Origin of the sequence: Pseudomonas sp. BF-R-19 (assembly GCF_019956445.1) — a bacterium.
In the GTDB taxonomy this organism is placed as follows: Bacteria; Pseudomonadota; Gammaproteobacteria; order Pseudomonadales; family Pseudomonadaceae; genus Aquipseudomonas; species Aquipseudomonas fluorescens_BH.
On the sequence record NZ_JAHBDN010000066.1, the window covers coordinates 1 to 18,437 of the forward strand.

Below are 18,437 nucleotides of genomic sequence, written 5' to 3' on the forward strand. Positions count from 1 at the left end.
CGCGAATGCGGTGTATCAGTTGACATAGTGTTATCTGACACACCGCATTCGCGAGCAAGCCCGCTCCCACAGTTGATCTTCGTTCTGGCATAAAAAAAGGCCTGCTCCTTATCGGGAGCAGGCCTTGTTTATCAATAAGTCAGTAATGACTCATTCAATCAGTAGAACCGGTCAATCACCCGAACTTCGTTCTGGTTCTGCATCGAGGCCCAAGCCTGCTTCAGGGTTTGCAGAACATTACCGATGAAGTCCTTGTCGGCGGCGGCTTTCTTGCCGACATAACCCTGGCCGCGACGGTACATCTTCAGTCGGGCCAGCAGGTTCTGGTTGTTCTGGTCGAACTCTGCTTCATGGGCGTGCGGCGACAGGCAGTCGATATGAACCTGGCCACACTTGCTGATCCAGAGAATATGGTTGTCGTGGCTGTCTTTCTTTGCAGCGAAGATACGAGCCAGTTCATCGATAGTTGGTTGATTGTTCAGATTCATCATAAAGCCCCTTGACCAATTGGTGATCTTTCAAAGTTGGTTCGCTAATACAGGTAGCCCATCGGTTAGTTGATCCCTGGCACCGAAACCAGGACGTCAGCGTTCGACCGCCTTATCGGGCGGGGTCCTGCGTCTGTTGCATGTAGTCGTGTTGAATAACTGCTACGCAATAGCGTCACAACGAAGAGAAGCGGCGAAAACCTTAAGGCCACTGCCGACGTTTTCAGGGTCGGCCACAAGCTTCATGAGGATTGCTCGCCAAGACTTCTCGCCCTTGTACTGGACGTTCAGGCCAGGTCAGCTTCTTCAATCTGCCTTGTGGGCAGCGTGTATCCGGGAAAAACAGCTCGGCGGTCAGACGAGCTTGCTCAAACGTGTTGCCTGTACTCCCGATCGGGGAGACGTCTGCATCATGCAAGGGCAAATCGGAGGCGTCAACGGTTTTGTAGTGAATATTTTCAGTCACTACATATTGTCGGACAAAGCTGTTGGGAATTAGCGCGGGGGGCGAGGTCGTGTCGGTCAGGACGACAAAGGCGGACACTCAAAGCGGTAAAAAGTGCAGGAATGACCGTCTACCAGCTGTTGATGCAAGGTGAACCCGTCAACGCCGAGCCCCGGCATCACGGCGGCCCAGAACAAGCGTGCTGGCTGGTTCGCCTCGATGTGGAAAATCTGCCATTGACCGGGGAATCGACTCAAGAGGGTGGAAACGACAAATCGCGCGACACCCCGGCCACGGAAGCGTCGGCTGACAAACAGATAGCCGATGTTGTAGTCGGCACCGGGTAGATGGACCTGGTTATCCACGGTCACGAAGCCGGCCAGTTCACCGTCGACCTTGATCAGGAATGGCCGGGTGGCCGGGTTTCGCCAGTAGTCGGGCATGGGCAGGATGTTGAACAAACCGTATTCGCCCAGTTTCAGCGGCAACCATTCACTGAAGTCGTAGGTGTAGAACTGCATCAGGTTCTCGATGGTTTCCAGCTCATCGCGTTGGGCAGCGTGCAGTTCTATCGAAAGCATACGGGTTGGCTCCAGTTACGCCGGGGCAAGGACACCGTTCATTATGGTTGGCCGCAAGGTTCGGTGTCGGGTTCAGGTATTGCTTGCCGGCTTTGCCCTGCGCCTGGTGCCGCTCGCTGGTTTGCGCGGGGCGCCTTTTTGTTTTTTCTTCCAAGGGGCAGCGGCGGAACCGCCCGGCGGTGGGCCGCTGATGGTCAGGCTCAGCCCGGCACAGCGACTGACCTGCTTGCTCATCCACGCCGCCTGTTTGGTGACGAACTCTTCCAGGCTCATTTCCCCGCTTTGCACCATGTCCAGAGCCTGTTCCCAGATCGCCGTGGTGCCCGGATCGGCGATGGCCCGCGGCACGGCATCGATCAGGCTGAACGCGGCCGGCGTGGCGGCCAGGGCCTTGCCGTTCTTGATCAGGTAACCACGATCGAGCAGGCCCTGGATGATCGACGCACGGGTCGCTTCGGTGCCGATGCCGGTGGTGTCCTTGAGTTTTTGCTTGAGCAGCGGGTCTTGCACCAGTTTGGCGACATTCTTCATGGCCTTGATCAGATCGCCTTCGGTGAACGGCTTTGGCGGTTGCGTCCAGAGGTCCTTGAATTGCACGCCGGCCACTGCGCAATCGATGCCTTCGGCCAGGTTGGGCAGGGTCTGCGGCGCGGGAGCTTCGCGCCCCTTGGCCGGGGCCAGCGCTTCGGGCAGGGCGCGTTTCCAGCCCGGCTCGATGATCTGCTTGCCGACAGCGCGCAAGGCCTCGCCAGCGCAGTCGAAGTCGGCCTGGGTGCGGTCGTATTCGTGATTGGGCAGGAACTGCGCCAGGTATCGAGCGCGAATCAGGGTGTAGACCGCACGTTGTTTGCCCGCCAGCTTGTCGAGATTCTTTGCCGCAGCGGTGGGGATGATGCCGTGGTGCGCGCTGACCTTGGCATCGTTCCAGGCCCGTGAGCGCCGTTGCGGATCAAGGTGATCGTGCAAGGCGTTCAACGCCGGATCGGCCTGGCGCAACGCCGCCAGAATGGCCGGTGCCTCGCTGTGCTGGCTGAGGGGCAAGTAGCCGCAATCGCTGCGTGGATAGGTGATGACTTTATAGGTTTCGTAGAGTGCCTGGGCGATGTCGAGGGTTTCCTGGGCGCCGAGGCCGAGCTTCTTCGAGCAGACCTCCTGCAGAGTGCCCAGGTCGAACGGCAGCGGGGCCACCTCGCGCATCCGTTCGGTGCGCAGCTTGATCACCCGCGCACTGGCCGCACCACTCATGGCCGCCGCCGCTTGTTGTGCCAATGCCTGATTCAGGCAGCGGTCCTGATCGTCGCAAAGCTCCGATGCCGCGCGCCATTGCGCAGTGAACGCGGTGCCGTTGTGCAGCAGTTGCACGTCGATGGCCCAATAGGGGACGGGCACAAAGTCGGCGATGCTGCGATCGCGATCCACCACCAGGCGCAAGGTCGGCGTTTGCACCCGGCCGACCGGCAACACGCCTTGATAGCCAGACTGGCGCCCCAGCAGGGTGAACAGTCGGCTCATGTTCATGCCGATCAGCCAGTCGGCCCGGGAACGCCCCAGGGCCGAGTGATAGAGGCTGAAGGTCTCGTTCCCCGGTTTGAGGGCCGCGAGGGCCTTGCGGATGGACGCATCGTCCAGCGCCGACAACCAGAGGCGGCGGATCGGCCCGCGATAGCGGCAATGCTCCACCAGTTCCCGGGCGATCATCTCGCCCTCGCGGTCGGCGTCCGTGGCAATGATCAGTTCGGACGCTTCACCGAGCAGGCGCTTGACCGCCTTGTACTGGCTGGCGGTGCGTGGCTTGACGGTCATTTTCCATTTTTCCGGAATGATCGGCAGGTCGGCCAGCACCCAGCGCTTGTAGCGCGCGTCGTAGGCATCCGGCGGTGCGGTTTCCAGCAGGTGGCCGATGCACCAGGTCACCGTGACGTCCGTTCCCAGCCAGCAGCCATCGCCCCGGCGCCGGGCGCCGAGGACTGCCGCAATGTCTTTGGCCTGGGAAGGTTTTTCACAGAGGTACAGCCGCATAACCACCATCGTCGATCAATATGCCAAGGGTGCACAGAATGGCGCTTGATGGGCGATGGAGCAATCTTTATCTGTATGGATGTACAGCTTGGTGTGTCGCTCCCGTTCGGCTGCGAAGCAGTCGCGAGGGTAAAACTTGGGTTATACCTGATAAATCGAGGTTTCAGGTTTTGGGGCTGCTGCGCAGCCCATCGCGGGCAAGCCACGCTCCCACAACGATTTGCAGGTCCATCACCGTCATGAGGAACGTTTTCCATGAAAAGCTCCGGTCCTAGCCCTGTCATCACCATCGCCGAGCAGCCTGGCTGTCTGCTGGTGAGATTTCACGGTATTCAAGTGGCCGCCTCGGCACGGGCCCTGGTGTTGCTGGAGGCCAATTACCCGCCGGTGTACTACGTGCCGCGAGAGGACATCGACGAGAAGTATTTCGCCCGCACCGACCACACCAGCTATTGCCCCTACAAGGGCGATGCCAGCTATTTCAGCCTGCAGGTGCCGGGGCATGAAAGTGCCAACGCGGTGTGGAGTTACGAAGATCCCAAGGTGTCGGTGGAGCAAATCCGCGGATACCTGGCGTTCTACCCGGATCAAGTGAAGTTCGAGTTGCTCGATGCCGAGGTCTGATCGGGGTTGATCGGCGCGACGAGGGAGTCAGCTCCCTCGTCGGCAGGCATTACCTCAGTTCTTGTCGAGATCCACGTTGCGCGTCTCACGCAGACAAATCATCCCCACCACCAGGCTCACCCCGGTGATCACCACCGGGTACCACAGCCCGTAGAAGATGTCCCCGGTGTACACCACCAACGCGAACGACACGGTCGGCAGGAAACCGCCGAACCAGCCGTTGCCGATGTGGTAGGGCAGGGACATCGAGGTGTAGCGGATGCGGGTCGGGAACAGTTCGACCATCAACGCCGCCAGCGGGCCGTAGCACATCGCGGAGATGATGATCAGCGCGACGATCAGCGCCACGATCATCGGTTTGTTGATCTGCTGCATGTCCGCCTGTTTCGGGTAACCGGCGAGGGTCACGGCACCGCGCAAGGCGGCTTCGTCGAAACCATCGATCTTCATGTCACCGACGCTGACCTGCACGTCACTGCCGGCCGGGGCCGCTGCGCTCTGGTACGGCAGGCCCTGCTTGACCAGGAAGGTCTTGACCTTGTCGCACGGGCTGTCGAATTTCGCCTTGCCCACCGGGTCGAACTGGAAGGTGCAGGTGGCCGGGTCGGCCATCACGGTGATCGGTGCCTGGCGGCTGGCCTGGTCGATGGCCGGGTTGGCGTAGTGGGCCAGGGTCTTGAAGATCGGGAAGTACAGCGCGGTGGCCAGCAGCAGGCCGATCATCAGCACCGGTTTGCGCCCGACCTTGTCCGACAGCCAGCCAAAGAAGATGAAGAAAGGCGCGCCAATGGTCACGCTGACAATCAGCAAGCCGTTGGCTACCGCCGGGTCCATTTTCAGGAACTGGGTGAGGAAGAACAGCACATAGAATTGCGCGGCGTAGAAGGTCACCGCTTGCCCGGCGTTGATGCTGAACAGGGCGATCAACACCACCTTGAGGTTTTCCCACTTGCCGAAGGAATCGCGAATCGGCTGTTTGCACAGTTTGCCTTCTTCTTTCATTTTCACGAAGGCCGGCGACTCGTGCAGGCTCATGCGAATCCAGGTCGAGATACCCAGCAGCACGATGGAAAACAGGAACGGAATGCGCCAGCCCCAGACTTCGAACTGATCGCCGGTGAAGTAGCGGCAACCCAGCACCACCAGCAGCGACAGCAGCAGGCCCAGGGTCGCGGTGGATTGAATCCAGCTGGTGTGGAAGCCACGCTTGCCGATGGGCGCGTGCTCGGCGACATAGGTCGCGGCGCCGCCGTATTCACCGCCCAGGGCCAGGCCCTGGAGCATGCGCAGCACCACCAGGATGATCGGCGCGGCAATGCCGATGCTGGCGTAGGTCGGCAGCAGCCCGACGCAGAACGTCGCCAGGCCCATGAGGACGATGGTGGCGAGGAAGGTGTACTTGCGCCCGATCATGTCCCCCAACCGCCCGAACAGCAGCGCGCCGAACGGTCGGACGATGAAGCCGGCGGCGAAGGCCATCAGCGCGAAGATAAACGCCGTGGTGTCGTTGACCCCGGCGAAGAACTGCTTGCTGATCACCGCCGCGAGGGCGCCGTAGAGGAAAAAGTCATACCACTCGAAGACCGTCCCTAGGGACGAGGCGAAGATGACTTTCTGGGTTTCCTGGCTGGTGCCCGCGCTGCGCACGGCTTCCAGGGTTTGAACGTTTTCTGACATACCGGTATCCCTCACAGTGATTGTTTTTGTTGTTCCACTGGTGTTGCGTGTTCCTTGTAGGAATGATGCTCGATGTCCTTGAATCTAATGCGGTCCTTGTGGGAGCGGGCTTGCTCGCGAAAGCGTCGTGTCATTCAACATCAATGTGAATGATCCACCGCTTTCGCGAGCAAGCCCGCTCCCACAGGTGATGTGTTTGCAGCGGAGTTGAGGATCATCTGCGCAGCCTTCTCGGCAATCATCAGTGTCGGCGAGCAGGTATTGCCCGAGGTGATGCGCGGCATGATCGAGGCATCGGCAATGCGCAGGCCGGGGATGCCATGGACCTTGAGTTGCGCGTCGACCACGGCGTCGGCGTCATTGCCCATGCGGCAGGTGCCCACCGGATGGAAAATCGTGGTGCCAATCCGCGCGGCGGCTTCGTGCAGTTGTTCTTCGCTTTGCAGGCTGTCGCCGGGCAGGTATTCCACCGGATTGAAGGCGCGCAGGGCCGGGGCGGCGACGATGCGCCGGGTCAGGCGAATGGCGTCGGCGGCGACCCGCAGGTCCTCTGGGTGGCTCAGGTAATTGGGTTGGATCAGCGGGGCTTCTTGCGGATCGGCGGAGCGGATGTCCACCCGGCCACGGCTTTGCGGGCGCAGATCGCAGACCGACGCGGTGAACGCCGGGAACGCGTGCAGCGGTTCGCCAAAGCGCTCCAGCGACAGCGGTTGTACGTGGTATTCGAGGTTGGCTGAAGTCTGCTCCGGCCCCGAGCGGGCAAAGGCGCCCAACTGGCTCGGCGCCATGGACAGCGGGCCGCTGCGGTCATACAGGTAGCGCAGGCCCATGCCCATCTTGCCCCACAGGCTGCCGGCAATCTGGTTCAGGGTGCGGGCATTTTCCAGCTTGTAGATCAGCCGCAGTTGCAGGTGATCCTGCAGGTTGCCACCGACGCCGGGTAGTTCATGGGCGACGCCGATGCCCAGCCGCTCCAGCAGCGGACGCGGGCCGATGCCGGAGCGTTGCAGGATGCTGGGTGAACCGACGGAGCCGGCACACAGGACGATTTCCTTGCGCGCCTTGAAGGTTTTCGCCTGGCCTTGCCAGCGGGCGCTGATCGCCGATGCGCGACCATTGTCCAGCAGCACGCGGTCGACTTCGACAGCGGTCAGCACGGTGAGATTGGGACGCTGACGAATGGGTTTGAGAAAGGCCTTGGACGCGTTCCAGCGGATGCCGGCCTTCTGATTGACCTGGAAATAGCCGCAACCTTCGTTGTCGCCCTGGTTGAAGTCATCGATGCTGGCGATGCCGCTTTGTTCGGCGGCGCTACGGAACGCATCGAGAATCGGCCATGACAGGCGCTGGCGTTCGACCCGCCATTCGCCTGCGGCACCGTGAAATTCGGCGGCGCCGGCAAAGTGATTTTCACTCTGCTTGAACAGCGGCAACACGTCTTGCCAGCTCCAGCCAGGGTTGCCGTCGGCGGCCCAGCGGTCGTAGTCGCCGGCCTGGCCGCGCATGTAGATCATGCCGTTGATCGAGGAGCAGCCGCCCAGTACCTTGCCGCGCGGGTAGCTCAGGGCGCGGCCTTGCAGGCCCGGTTGCGCTTCGGTCTTGAAGCACCAGTCGGTGCGCGGGTTGCCGATGCAAAACAGGTAGCCCACGGGGATGTGTATCCACGCATAGTTGTCGCGGCCACCGGCCTCGAGCAGCAACACGCGATGCTGCGCATTGGTCGACAGTCGATTGGCCAGCAGACACCCGGCCGGCCCGGCCCCGACCACGATGTAATCGTATTCATCTAGGGAAGTCTGCATCCCTGACCTCGTGTTGTTGTTCTTGTTGTCTGTCATCCTAGTTGTTAGCTTTCGTCAAAAGAATGTTAGTTTTTGCGCAGCCGCTGTGCGTTTTTAAACAGCGTTCCGAACGGCAACGAACAAGGACGCTTCATGTTCGACTGGAATGACCTGCGGTTTTTTCTCGAGTTGCAGCGCAGCGGGCGTTTGCTCACGGCTGCCCGGCGCTTGAACACCACCCACGCCACCGTGGCGCGGCACATCGAGGCCATCGAAAGGAGCCTCGGTACGGCGTTGTTCGTTCAGCATGCCCAGGGTTACGAGATGACCCCGGCGGGCGAGGCGCTGCTTAAACACGCCGAGGCGATGGAGAACGTGGCGCTGCTGGCCCAGGAGGAAATCACCCAATCCACCGCGCCGCTGGGCAAGATCCGCGTCGGGGTGACGGAAGGGCTGGGCATCATGTTCCTCGCCAGTCGCATGAACGGCTTGTTCGAGCGCTATCCGGGGCTGGAGGTGGAACTGGTGGCGGTGCCGCGTTTTGTCAGCATCCTCAACCGCGAGGCGGAAATCAGCATCCACCTCGAACGCCCGGCCGCCGACATGCTGGTCACCCGCAAACTCACCGATTATCGCCTGGCGCTTTACGCCAGCCAGGACTACCTCGACCGCTCACCGCCGTTGCGCAGTCGTGAGGACCTTGGGCGCCATGCGTGGATCGGTTACGTCGATGATTTGCTGTTCAGCCAGGAACTGATGTTCCTCAACAGCTTCTGCCGCAACCCCCGGGTGGTGTTTCACAGCACCAGCGTGATCGCCCAACAGCAGGCGGCACGCTCAGGCCTGGGGATTGCCGTGCTGCCGTGCTACATGGCCAGTGCCGATCCCGGTCTGGTGCCGTTGCTGCCGGACGAAAGCATCCAGCGCAGCTACTGGATCAGCACCCGCCGGGAGCTGCACAAATCGGTGCGGTTGCGGGTGTTGTGGGATTATGTGGTGGAGTTGTGTGAGCGGGAGCAGGGGTTGTTGCAGGGGGCTGTTTCCCTCGGTGCCTGAGCTGACGCCTTCGCGAGCAAGCCCGCTCCCACAGGGGGGAACGCATTCCAATGTGGGAGCGGGCTTGCTCGCGAAGGCGTCGGTAGATTCACAATTGATCTAATGGTTTAAACGAGAATCTCGAACGCTGTACTGGCCAGCCGCTCGCCATTGACCATGACATGCACCGCATGGCGCCCCGCATAATGCCGGCGGGTGGTGAGCTCCTTGATCTGCTGACCACGGCTGACGGCTTCAACCGCGTTGCCCGGCAGCGTCAGCGCCTTGAGCTTGAACACCTTCGCCGAGGTGCTGCCGTTGGCCTTGACGTAATCAATGGCGTAATCGATCACCAGGCGCTGGCTGCTTTCTGCCGTGGATCTGACGGCAAACGACAGGGTGATTTTTTCTCCCAGGCCAATCACCGACGGTTCGACTTTCACATCTACGATCTCGACTTCAGGCTTGCCGCCCGCGCCGATGATCGCCAGTGCCCGCTGGTTGCCCTGTTTGATCAGGCTGCGCAGGGCGTGCTTGGCGATCCATGCGGTGTGCCGGTTGTCCAGCGACCAGCCTTCGATCAGGCCGAGCACCCAGTCGGGATGATCCTTGGTGATGTCGTTGAGGTGGTTGGCCACGGACTTGCGCACGTACAGGCTGGTGTCGGCCTTGAGGTTGTCGAGGATGTTCGCGGCCAGTGTCGGATCGGCCTGGATGGTCTCCAGCCGGAATGACCAGGGCAGGCGCGGCCGGCATCCTTCGCTGGCCAGGCGCCGCACATGCTCGTTGTCGTTCAGTGACCAGTCGTGCATCAGCTTGAGTGAGCGCTCGAGGTCACTGCGCAGAAAGTGACGGATTGCGAATTCCGAAGAGCCAAAAGCGGTGAAGTACTTCAGCGCGTCCATCGACTGATCGAACGCATGGCCGCCGTAGCTGGCGACATAGTGCGGCAGGCACATGCTGACGAAGCCGCTGTTCAGGCGCGGGGCGAGGGCGCGCAGCACCTGCAGCGACGCCGCGTAGTCCAGGGGCAGCACGGCGTGCAGGCACTCGCTGACCCGGGCCATGCGCTGCATGACGCTGAGCTCTGCCAGGCCGGATTGGGCCAGCTTCAGGAAGCGCCTGGCCTCGAATGGCGGATAGACAGCGGTCATTTCGCTGGCGATGTGCTGGAGGCGCTCGGCGTTGAAGATTTCCTTGAGGGCGGGGGCAGGTTGGTCAGTCATGGTGGCTCCTTTGAAGTTGTGGTTATTCCATCACACCGCGTTATCGTTCTTCGCGAGCAAGCCCGCTCCCACACTGGATCTCTGGTGCTCACAAATATTGAGCCTGGTAGCGATCCCTTGTGGGAGCGGGCTTGCTCGCGAAGAGGCCCGAATAGTCACCTCAATTCTTGCCCGCCTGCTCCTGCAGTTGATCCGACTCGAACAACCTGCCCAGTTCAACCCGCGCTTCCTGCGCCGTCTGCATCACTTTCACCGCGTCGTCATACACCGCATGCTGGGCTTCAAGCACCTCTTCGTCGTGCTGCTTGAAGCGTTTGATCCGCGCATCCGCCTGGGCCTGGGTCAATCCCAGGCCGATCAGGGTTTGCCGGCTCATTTCCAGGCTCGAATGGAAGGTTTCGCGCACGGCGTGGGCGCCGACGTCCATCAGCCGGTGCACATGCTGGCGGTTACGGGCGCGGGCGATGATTTTCATGTGCGGGTAGAGCTTGCGCACCAGTTCGGCGGTCTTGATGTTGGTGTCCGGGTCGTCGGTGGCGATCACGAAATACTCGGCTTCCCCGACCTTGGCCGCGTTGAGGATTTCCGGGCGCATCGGGTCGCCGTAGAACACCGGCACGCCACCGAAGCTGCGGGACAGTTCGATGGTTTCCACCGAGGTGTCGAGGGCCACGAACTTGATGTTCTGCGCGCGCAGAATCCGCGCAACGATCTGGCCCATGCGACCCATGCCGGCGATCACCACCCGTGGCGCGTCGGCGTCGATTTCGCGGAACTTCTCCGGCACTTCCACCGGTTGCACCTTCGGGCTGACCAAGCGTGCGCAAAGCAGCAGCAACAGCGGCGTCACGGCCATGGACAGGGTGATGGTCAGTACCAGCAAGTCATACAGTTCGGTGGCGAACAGCCCGTGGTCGCGGCCGATCTTGAACACCACAAAGGCAAACTCACCACCGGCCGCCAACACGATGCCCAGGCGGATCGCACTGACCTTTTTCAAGCCCCCGGCCAGGCGACCGACCAGGAACAGCAGCGGCAGTTTGATCGCGATCAGCAGCAAGGTCAGGCCCAACACCGCCACCGGAATGCTCAGCAACAGGCTCAGGTTCGCGCCCATGCCGACGCTGATGAAAAACAGCCCGAGCAACAGGCCCTTGAACGGTTCGATCTGGGCTTCCAGTTCATGGCGATACTCGGAGTCCGCCAGCAGCAGGCCGGCGAGGAAGGCGCCCAGGGCCATGGAAATGCCGACCAGCTCCATCAGCCATGCCGTGCCGATCACCACCAGCAACGCCGTGGCGGTGGAGACCTCCGGCAACGCGGTTTTGGTCACCACGCGAAACACCGGCCGCAGCAGATAACGCCCGCCGATCACCACCACGGCGATGCTGGCCAGCACTTGCAGGCCGTGGTTGAGGTTTTCGCTGGCGGAGGTGCTGTGATCGCCACCGGCAAGCAACGGCACCATGGCGATCAAGGGGATCGCGGCGATGTCCTGAAACAACAGGATCGCGAACGCCAGCCGCCCGTGGGGGCTGGTCAGTTCCTTGCGTTCAGCCAGGCTTTGCAGGCCGAACGCCGTGGACGAAAGCGCCAGGCCCAGGCCGAGGACGATCGCGGTGTTCAACGGCTGGCCAAACAGCCACAGCGCCACCACGCCAATCACAGTGCCGGTGAGCAACACTTGCGCCAGACCCACGCCGAACACTGATTTGCGCATCACCCACAGGCGTCGTGGCGACAGTTCCAGGCCGATGATGAACAGCAGCAACACCACGCCGAGTTCGGAAATGTTCGCGACGCTTTGCGGATTGTCGATCAGGCCCAGCACCGACGGGCCGATGATCACCCCGGCAAACAGATAACCCAGAACCGCCCCCAGTTGCAGGCGCTTGGCCAAGGGAACGATGAGCACGGCCGCCATCAGAAATACGACAGCGGCTTGTAGCAGGTTGCCTTCATGGGGCATGGGCGAAACTCCAGAACTCGACACAGCGGGGGCGTCAAGGATAAAGGCTGGGCTCGCCGAAGATCTACCGTGGGTTGTCAGTCAGGTCTTTACAGTTGGGCCGCCGCCTTCGCGAGCAGGCTCGCTCCCACAATGTTTCCTGGTCATGCGCAAATTTTGTGTACGGCACAAATCACTGTGGGCGCGAGCCTGCTCGCGATGGGCACCCTCTGACGAAGTGCTACTAGCCATGTGCCCGCACCACGCTCTCGGTGCCCAGCCGATACTGATTGTTCCCGCTGCGCTTGGCCTCATACATCGCCAGGTCGGCAATGTGCAGCAAGCGGTCGATGCTCGGCGCATGATCGGGGAACACGGCGACGCCGAGGCTGGTGCCGATGTGGCGCTGGTCGTTGCCGATGGTGACGGGCGGGGAGAGTTCGACGAAGATTTTCTGGCAGATGGTGCGCGCTTCGTCTTGCAGGCTTTTGCTTTGGGGCAGGTCCTGGAGGATGACCACGAATTCGTCGCCGCCGATCCGGGCGACGGTGTCGGTGCCACGCAGAATGCGCTTGAGCCGCGTGGCGGTCGTAACCAGCACGCGGTCGCCGGCCGCATGACCATAGCGGTCGTTGATGGCCTTGAAGCCATTGAGATCGACAAACACCAGCGCCACCCGCGTGGCGCCGGTGCGCGCCTGCTCCAGCGCTTCGGACAGGCGCTCTTCGAGCACCAGGCGATTGGGCAGGCCGGTCAACGGGTCGTAATGGGCCAGGTGCTTGAGGTAGTTGGCCGAGGCCTTTTCTTCGGTGATGTCGCGTACCACGCCCATCATCTTGACCGTTTCGTCGTGGTCATTCTTGACCACGTTGCCGGTTTCGCGCAGCCAGCGGATCGTTCCGTCGGGCCAGACCACGCGGTATTCCTCGTCATGGTTTTCACCGGTTTGCAGGCAACGCAGTTCGCCGGCCCGAACCCTGGGCCGATCATCTGGATGCACGCAGGAGCAGAACAGGGCGTAAGAGGGCGTCACTTCGCCGATCTTGAAGCCGAACATGCCGAAAATGGCATCTGACCAATACAACCGGTCGGTGTCGACATCCCAATCCCAGGTGCCGATGCGGGCAAAGTACTGGCTGCGTTTGAAGCGTTCGGCGTCGCCATCCTGGTGGATGCTCTGGCTTTCGGACAGGTTGTTGATGAGCGCGCGATATTCCGCCAGTCGCTTTTGCAGCGAGCGTTCGCGCCAGACCAGCGCGACGATCAGGCTGAGCGTCGTTGAACCAAGGATGAGGCTGGTCCAGAGCAGGATCATTCGGGGATGGCCATCAGGGCGGTGAACCGTACGGGTACTTGTTGATTATTTTAGTTCAGCAAACAGCTTTAAACGTCGCGCGGGAGGTGGCAATGGTTGCCAATCGAGGGCAAATCTGGGAAAACGGCGCCCGTCAGGCCCTTGAGGGCGAGAGAGCATACGAGTGAAATCAATGAATGACGAGCTTCAGGTAATCGATCTACAGGTGGGTGACGGAAAAGCCGCCATCAAAGGCGCACTGATCACCACCCAGTACCGTGGCTGGCTGGAGGATGGCAGCGAATTCGATTCTTCCTACAGCCGTGGCAAACCTTTCCAGTGCGTGATCGGCACCGGGCGGGTCATCAAGGGCTGGGACCAGGGCATCATCGGCATGCGGGTCGGTGGCAAACGCAAGTTGCTGGTGCCGGCGCACCTGGCCTATGGCGAACGCACCATGGGCAAGATCACGCCGAATTCGAACCTGATCTTCGAAATTGAATTGCTGGAAGTGCTGACGCGGGATGATTGACCGCGATTGCCCGGGAGGCCCATGTCGCCAATCAACGAATACACCACGGCTATCGAACTGCTGGACGAGTCCTATCGGCACTGGACCGGTGAACACTTGCCAGGCTCCGCTCTATCGGCGAACATGCGCGTTATATAGGGGTAGGGGGTATAGGTATGTCGCACATTCACGAACACAAGGATGACTTGATCAAGCGGGTCAGACGGATTGCCGGGCAGGTGGAGGCCGTGGAGCGTGCGCTTGAGTCCGATGCCGATTGCGCCAAGACCCTGCACCTGGTCGCCGCCATCCGTGGTGCGGTCAATGGTCTGCTGGAGCAGTTCATCGATGCCCATGCCCGCGAGCACGTGGCCCATCCAGGCCTGAGCGATGAAGAGCGCGCCCAGGGCGTGGAAGACTTGTTGCTGGCCATTCGCCGTTACGCCAAATAGAGGCCTGAAATCCATGACACACACACCCCAGGCTTCGCGTTTTTCCCATGATCATGTGTTTCTCGGCGCATCCCATGATGAAAACGCCCGACGCACCTTATGGGTGGTGGCGCTGACGTTCGTGATGATGATTGGCGAAATTGCCGCCGGTTACATCACCGGTTCCATGGCGCTGCTGGCCGATGGTTTTCACATGGCCACCCATGCCGGGGCCTTGGGCATCGCGGCGGCGGCCTATGGGTTCGCACGGCGCAATGCCAATAACGCGCGTTACAGCTTCGGTACCGGCAAGGTCGGGGATCTCGCCGGTTTTGCCTCGGCCATGTTGTTGGGGCTGGTGGCGATCGGCATTGCCGGTGAATCCGTCTATCGCCTGTTTCAGCCGACGACCGTGGCATTCACCGAAGCGACGGTGATTGCGGTGGTGGGGCTGGCGGTGAACATCGCCAGTGCCTTTTTACTGGCGGGCGGCCGCGGTCATCATGGCCACGATCACGGACACAGCCATGACCACGGCCATCATCACCATCACGACAACAACCTGCGCTCGGCTTATGTCCATGTGCTGGCCGACGCCTTGACCTCGGTGCTGGCGATTGCCGCATTGCTGGCCGGGAGCTATCTGGGGTGGGTGTGGCTGGACCCGGTGATGGGCATAGTGGGCGCTATCGTGATCGCGAAATGGGCCGTTGGATTGATGCGTGACAGCGCTGCGGTGTTGCTCGATGTCACGGATGAGCACGTTGCCGATGAAATCCGTGAACTGCTGGAGTCATCGGACGATGTGCGCATCAGCGATCTGCATGTCTGGCAGGTTGGCCCCCAGGCGCGGGCCGCGATTGTCAGCGTTGTGGCCGCGGCCAATGTCAGTGCCGACACCATTCGCGAACGCCTGGCGCCGGTCCATGAACTGTCTCACCTGACCGTCGAATACCGCACGGCTTGAGCGGTTTTCGGTCAGTCTCGGAACAGCGCAATCCGTCCATTCGTGGATGGGCGGTAATGCCAGGTCAGGCGATCCAGTGCCGGCTTCATCGCCAGAATTTGCCGGACGGTAGCGCCAGCAATGCATAACGCCAGTCGTTGCCCCGGGCATTGATGGCGCCCCGCACCAAAGGTGAAGCTGCGCCGGTTCGGGCGGTCGAGCAGGAAGGTGTCGGGGTTGTCGTTGAGCTGCGGGTCGTGATTGGCCGAGGCCAGCAGCACCAGGATCATGTCGGTGGCGTTCAGCCTCACGCCGTCAATCTCGCAGGGGGCGGCGACGAAGCGGCGGGTGTTCTGTACCGGCGGGTCGAAGCGCTGCACTTCGGCCAGCAGGTCTTCGACAGGGGTTGATTCGCTGCGCAACGACGGCTGTTGAATCAAAGCCAGCACGGCATTGCCGATCAGCCCGGCAGTGGCCTCGAAGGTCTGGGAGAACAGGCCGATCAGGTTGGCGATCAGGGTTTGCGGCGCGCCGGATGCGAAACGTTGGCGGATGCCTGCCAGCAAAGCGCTGTGGTTGTGCGGATCGTCGAGCAATTCGATGAAATAACCGCTCAACTGTTCGGCTGCACTGTGGGCGGTAGTCAATTGTGCCGCGTCACTCAAGGGCGACAGGCAGGCGACGAAATCCGCCGTCAGTTCGCTGATGGCGCGGCCCTGGGCCGGGGTGAACCCCAGCAACGCCGCCACCACGCACACCGGTCCGCGAAACATGGCGTTGTACAGGCCAGTGGCATCCGCGGTAATCAATCGGGCGCTGACCAGGGCCTCGACTTCCCGCTCATCGATCAACTCCAGCCCCGGCGCAATCGCCGACCGTGGGCAACGCTGGCGTTCACCTTCATTCATGCGCATCAATTGACCGAACACCTGGCCGGCCATGCCGTCGGCAATTGCCTTGGGGACTGGCTCCAGCGCGGGGCGCACGTGGCAATCGGGATGCGCCAGCACGGCGGCCACCGCCCGGGCGCTGCTGGCCACCCACAGGTTCAGTCCCGGATGAAAAGCCAGCCCACCTTCGGCACGCAGTTGTGCGTAGTAGGGATAGGGATCGGCATGGGTCGCAGCGATGATCGGGTCCATGGGTCACAGCCTTTTGTTGTTGGAAAGTGTTGCTACTATCTCCAGTCCGAAAGGGCATTGATTCGTCCGGGAGCGAAATATGAGCGCGGAACAACACGACATCGGCGTATCGCAGGTGGCAGCAGCCATCGCTGAGCCGGCGCGGACGAAAATCCTCTGTTCGCTGATGGACGGCCACGCCCGCACCAGCACCGAACTGGCGGCGGTGGCCGAAGTCAGCGCGTCGACCGCCAGTGCCCACCTGGCCAAACTCAAGGAGCTGGCGCTGGTGCGACTGCACGTCCAGGGGCGTCACCGCTATTACAGCCTGGCGGACAAGCGCGTGGCCCAGGCCCTGGAGGCACTGATGGTGATCGGCCAGAACACCGCGCCGAGGTTCCAGGCGCGGACCCCGGATCGCCTGCAGTTTGCCCGCACCTGCTACGACCACATGGCGGGAACCCTGGCGGTGCTGTTGCATGACCGGATGCTTGAAGCGGGCTGGCTTGAAGAAACCGACGAACAGGCCTATCGCTTGAGCGACAGCGGTACGGCAATGTTTCAAGGGCTCGGGATCGAAGTGCAGGACTTGAGCACCTTGCGCCGCCGTTTTGCCTGCCCGTGCCTGGACTGGAGCATGCGCCGGCCACATCTGGGCGGGTCGCTGGGCGCGGCGTTGCTGCAAACGGCGCTCAGGCGCAAGTGGGTGACCCAGGATCTGGACAGTCGGGCGTTGGCGTTGACGGCGTTGGGGCGCAAGGAGATGGGAGGGCGGTTCGGGATTGAGTTGCCGCTGCTGGTTGAAGGCAACGGCAAAAGATCACCGCTTACAGCAGCTCCGACCACACCGGGTGTATCCGTTAACGGTCAATAGCATTTTTCCGGTTGTTTCTGTGGTGACTGACATACTGCCTTCGTCGGATCGCCGCCCGGAGCAAGCCCGCTCCCACACTGGTTTTGTGTCGTTCGCAGATCTTGTGCACACTGAAAATCCCTGTGGGAGCGGGCTTGCTCGCGAAAGCGGTGTGTCAGGCAATGATGATGTCGAATCTGACGGCCCCTTCGCGAGCAAGCCCGCTCCCACAGGGGGGGTGGATCCGCCAGTTCAATGCAAACAAAAAGCCCCCCATCGGTCTCCCGATGGGGGGCTTTTGTGCGTCTGGCGTCAGGTCAAACCTTGACGATCCAGCCCGCTGGCGCTTCGATGTCACCGGTTTGCACGCCGGTCAGCTCTTTGTAGAGCTTCTGGGTGACCGGGCCGACTTCGGTTTCGCTGTGGAACACGTGCAGGTGGTCGTTGTAGTCGATGCCGCCAATCGGCGTGATCACCGCCGCAGTACCGCAAGCACCGGCTTCCTTGAAGTCGGAGAGCTTGTCGATGAACACGTCGCCTTCGATCACTTCCAGGCCCAGACGAGTCTTGGCCAGCTCGATCAGCGACAGACGGGTGATGCCCGGCAGTACCGATGGCGAGTTCGGGGTCACGAACTTGTTGTCGTGGGTGATCCCGAAGAAGTTGGCCGAACCGACTTCCTCGATCTTGGTGTGGGTCATCGGATCCAGGTAGATGGCGTCGGCGAAGTGGGCTTTCTTGGCCTTGGAGCCCGGCATCAGGCTGGCGGCGTAGTTGCCACCGACCTTGGCGGCACCGGTGCCTTGTGGGGCGGCGCGGTCGTAGCTGGAAATCTGGAAGTTGTGCGGGGTCAGGCCGCCCTTGAAGTAGGCGCCGACCGGAATGCAGAAGATCGAGAAGATGAACTCGGGGGCGGTACGCACGCCGATGTTGTCACCCACGCCGATCACGAACGGACGCAGGTACAGCGCGCCGCCGGTGCCGTACGGCGGAATGAAACGCTCGTTGGCACGGACCACTGCCTTGCAGGCTTCGATGAACTGCTCGGTTTCCACCTGCGGCATCAGCAGGCGGGCGCAGCTGCGCTGCATGCGCAGGGCGTTCTGGTCCGGGCGGAACAGGTTGATCGAGCCGTCCTTGCAACGATAGGCCTTCATGCCTTCGAAGCATTGCTGGCCATAGTGAAGGGCAGTGGAGCCTTCGCTGATGTGCAGCACGTTATCTTCGGTCAGGGTGCCTTTGTCCCACTCGCCATTGCGAAAGTACGACAGATAGCGCTTGTCGGTCTTGATGTAGTCAAAACCCAGCTTGTCCCAATTGATGCTTTCGTTACCCATGACACCCTCTATCACTGAACAACCGCCGAAACGGTTCAAGGCTTCTGACGTTTTTTGGATGGGGACAACAATACTTCATTCTTGGGCTAAATCGCAGCCCAGACTATCGGGTGATCGGCA

General features: G+C 61.4%; 16 protein-coding genes. 6 read left to right on the forward strand and 10 right to left on the reverse strand.

Going from position 1 to position 18,437, the window contains the following annotated elements; genetic code table 11:
• Window positions 1-158: 158 nt before the first annotated feature.
• The 3 genes from KGB28_RS19095 to KGB28_RS19105 form a co-directional block, all read right to left on the reverse strand.
• Window positions 159-488, reverse strand: a complete 330-nt coding sequence (locus tag KGB28_RS19095) for a hypothetical protein (protein ID WP_032829393.1) — start codon at window positions 486-488, stop codon at window positions 159-161.
• Window positions 489-1,010: 522 nt separating this feature from the next.
• Window positions 1,011-1,514, reverse strand: coding sequence for a GNAT family N-acetyltransferase (locus tag KGB28_RS19100; protein WP_223447077.1), 504 nt, complete (start codon window positions 1,512-1,514; stop codon window positions 1,011-1,013).
• Between the two features lie 72 nt (window positions 1,515-1,586).
• Entirely contained in the window at window positions 1,587-3,533 is a 1,947-nt protein-coding gene (locus tag KGB28_RS19105) for a DNA topoisomerase III (protein ID WP_263296833.1), read from the reverse strand.
• Window positions 3,534-3,788: 255 nt separating this feature from the next.
• Here KGB28_RS19105 and KGB28_RS19110 point away from each other — a divergent pair, with 255 nt between their 5' ends.
• Window positions 3,789-4,157, forward strand: coding sequence for a DUF427 domain-containing protein (locus KGB28_RS19110; RefSeq protein ID WP_008046975.1), 369 nt, complete (start codon window positions 3,789-3,791; stop codon window positions 4,155-4,157).
• Between the two features lie 54 nt (window positions 4,158-4,211).
• On the opposite strand, the gene KGB28_RS19115 is transcribed toward KGB28_RS19110, so the two are convergent.
• Together KGB28_RS19115 and KGB28_RS19120 are read right to left on the reverse strand one after the other, a co-directional pair.
• A complete protein-coding gene (locus KGB28_RS19115; protein ID WP_223447081.1) occupies window positions 4,212-5,834 on the reverse strand; it encodes an MFS transporter in 1,623 nt (540 codons plus the stop codon).
• A 140-nt stretch (window positions 5,835-5,974) separates the two neighbouring features.
• On the reverse strand, window positions 5,975-7,636 hold the full coding sequence (locus KGB28_RS19120) for a GMC family oxidoreductase (RefSeq protein WP_223447083.1): 1,662 nt from the start codon (window positions 7,634-7,636) through the stop codon (window positions 5,975-5,977).
• A gap of 132 nt (window positions 7,637-7,768) precedes the next feature.
• Here KGB28_RS19120 and KGB28_RS19125 point away from each other — a divergent pair, with 132 nt between their 5' ends.
• Window positions 7,769-8,671 carry a LysR family transcriptional regulator gene (locus tag KGB28_RS19125; RefSeq protein ID WP_223447085.1) on the forward strand — a complete coding sequence of 301 codons (903 nt, stop codon included), beginning with the start codon at window positions 7,769-7,771 and terminating at the stop codon, window positions 8,669-8,671.
• 107 nt (window positions 8,672-8,778) lie between these two features.
• Here the strand turns inward: KGB28_RS19125 and KGB28_RS19130 are convergent, their stop codons facing one another.
• The 3 genes from KGB28_RS19130 to KGB28_RS19140 all read right to left on the reverse strand — a co-directional run bounded on the left by KGB28_RS19130 (window position 8,779) and on the right by KGB28_RS19140 (window position 13,139).
• Complete coding sequence (locus KGB28_RS19130; RefSeq protein ID WP_223447087.1) at window positions 8,779-9,876, reverse strand: DNA alkylation repair protein; 1,098 nt, start codon at window positions 9,874-9,876, stop codon at window positions 8,779-8,781.
• A 160-nt stretch (window positions 9,877-10,036) separates the two neighbouring features.
• Complete coding sequence (locus KGB28_RS19135; protein ID WP_223447089.1) at window positions 10,037-11,845, reverse strand: monovalent cation:proton antiporter-2 (CPA2) family protein; 1,809 nt, start codon at window positions 11,843-11,845, stop codon at window positions 10,037-10,039.
• 223 nt (window positions 11,846-12,068) lie between these two features.
• Window positions 12,069-13,139, reverse strand: coding sequence for a sensor domain-containing diguanylate cyclase (locus KGB28_RS19140; protein ID WP_223447091.1), 1,071 nt, complete (start codon window positions 13,137-13,139; stop codon window positions 12,069-12,071).
• 172 nt (window positions 13,140-13,311) lie between these two features.
• Between KGB28_RS19140 and KGB28_RS19145 the strand changes: the two genes are divergently transcribed.
• From KGB28_RS19145 to dmeF, 3 genes are all read left to right on the forward strand, one after another.
• Complete coding sequence (locus tag KGB28_RS19145) at window positions 13,312-13,650, forward strand: FKBP-type peptidyl-prolyl cis-trans isomerase (protein ID WP_223447093.1); 339 nt, start codon at window positions 13,312-13,314, stop codon at window positions 13,648-13,650.
• A 155-nt stretch (window positions 13,651-13,805) separates the two neighbouring features.
• Window positions 13,806-14,081: a metal/formaldehyde-sensitive transcriptional repressor gene (locus KGB28_RS19150; RefSeq protein WP_108215964.1), complete on the forward strand. Its 276-nt coding sequence runs from the start codon at window positions 13,806-13,808 to the stop codon at window positions 14,079-14,081.
• A gap of 13 nt (window positions 14,082-14,094) precedes the next feature.
• Complete coding sequence (gene dmeF, locus KGB28_RS19155; RefSeq protein ID WP_223447095.1) at window positions 14,095-15,027, forward strand: CDF family Co(II)/Ni(II) efflux transporter DmeF; 933 nt, start codon at window positions 14,095-14,097, stop codon at window positions 15,025-15,027.
• Window positions 15,028-15,038: 11 nt separating this feature from the next.
• On the opposite strand, the gene KGB28_RS19160 is transcribed toward dmeF, so the two are convergent.
• Complete coding sequence (locus tag KGB28_RS19160; RefSeq protein ID WP_223447097.1) at window positions 15,039-16,148, reverse strand: cytochrome P450; 1,110 nt, start codon at window positions 16,146-16,148, stop codon at window positions 15,039-15,041.
• Between the two features lie 79 nt (window positions 16,149-16,227).
• Between KGB28_RS19160 and KGB28_RS19165 the strand changes: the two genes are divergently transcribed.
• A complete protein-coding gene (locus tag KGB28_RS19165; RefSeq protein ID WP_223447099.1) occupies window positions 16,228-17,001 on the forward strand; it encodes an ArsR/SmtB family transcription factor in 774 nt (257 codons plus the stop codon).
• 296 nt (window positions 17,002-17,297) lie between these two features.
• Here KGB28_RS19165 and KGB28_RS19175 read toward each other — a convergent pair whose 3' ends face one another.
• Complete coding sequence (locus tag KGB28_RS19175) at window positions 17,298-18,317, reverse strand: branched-chain amino acid aminotransferase (RefSeq protein WP_008052737.1); 1,020 nt, start codon at window positions 18,315-18,317, stop codon at window positions 17,298-17,300.
• Between the last annotated feature and the right edge of the window lie 120 nt (window positions 18,318-18,437).

Bases quoted from the DNA above. Each gene is read 5' to 3' on its own strand.
- KGB28_RS19095 (WP_032829393.1), bottom strand. From the start codon at position 488: ATGAATCTGAACAATCAACCAACTATCGATGAACTGGCTCGTATCTTC.
- KGB28_RS19100 (WP_223447077.1), bottom strand. From the start codon at position 1,514: ATGCTTTCGATAGAACTGCACGCTGCCCAACGCGATGAGCTGGAAACC.
- KGB28_RS19105 (WP_263296833.1), bottom strand. From the start codon at position 3,533: ATGCGGCTGTACCTCTGTGAAAAACCTTCCCAGGCCAAAGACATTGCG.
- KGB28_RS19110 (WP_008046975.1), top strand. From the start codon at position 3,789: ATGAAAAGCTCCGGTCCTAGCCCTGTCATCACCATCGCCGAGCAGCCT.
- KGB28_RS19115 (WP_223447081.1), bottom strand. From the start codon at position 5,834: ATGTCAGAAAACGTTCAAACCCTGGAAGCCGTGCGCAGCGCGGGCACC.
- KGB28_RS19120 (WP_223447083.1), bottom strand. From the start codon at position 7,636: ATGCAGACTTCCCTAGATGAATACGATTACATCGTGGTCGGGGCCGGG.
- KGB28_RS19125 (WP_223447085.1), top strand. From the start codon at position 7,769: ATGTTCGACTGGAATGACCTGCGGTTTTTTCTCGAGTTGCAGCGCAGC.
- KGB28_RS19130 (WP_223447087.1), bottom strand. From the start codon at position 9,876: ATGACTGACCAACCTGCCCCCGCCCTCAAGGAAATCTTCAACGCCGAG.
- KGB28_RS19135 (WP_223447089.1), bottom strand. From the start codon at position 11,845: ATGCCCCATGAAGGCAACCTGCTACAAGCCGCTGTCGTATTTCTGATG.
- KGB28_RS19140 (WP_223447091.1), bottom strand. From the start codon at position 13,139: ATGATCCTGCTCTGGACCAGCCTCATCCTTGGTTCAACGACGCTCAGC.
- KGB28_RS19145 (WP_223447093.1), top strand. From the start codon at position 13,312: ATGAATGACGAGCTTCAGGTAATCGATCTACAGGTGGGTGACGGAAAA.
- KGB28_RS19150 (WP_108215964.1), top strand. From the start codon at position 13,806: ATGTCGCACATTCACGAACACAAGGATGACTTGATCAAGCGGGTCAGA.
- dmeF (WP_223447095.1), top strand. From the start codon at position 14,095: ATGACACACACACCCCAGGCTTCGCGTTTTTCCCATGATCATGTGTTT.
- KGB28_RS19160 (WP_223447097.1), bottom strand. From the start codon at position 16,148: ATGGACCCGATCATCGCTGCGACCCATGCCGATCCCTATCCCTACTAC.
- KGB28_RS19165 (WP_223447099.1), top strand. From the start codon at position 16,228: ATGAGCGCGGAACAACACGACATCGGCGTATCGCAGGTGGCAGCAGCC.
- KGB28_RS19175 (WP_008052737.1), bottom strand. From the start codon at position 18,317: ATGGGTAACGAAAGCATCAATTGGGACAAGCTGGGTTTTGACTACATC.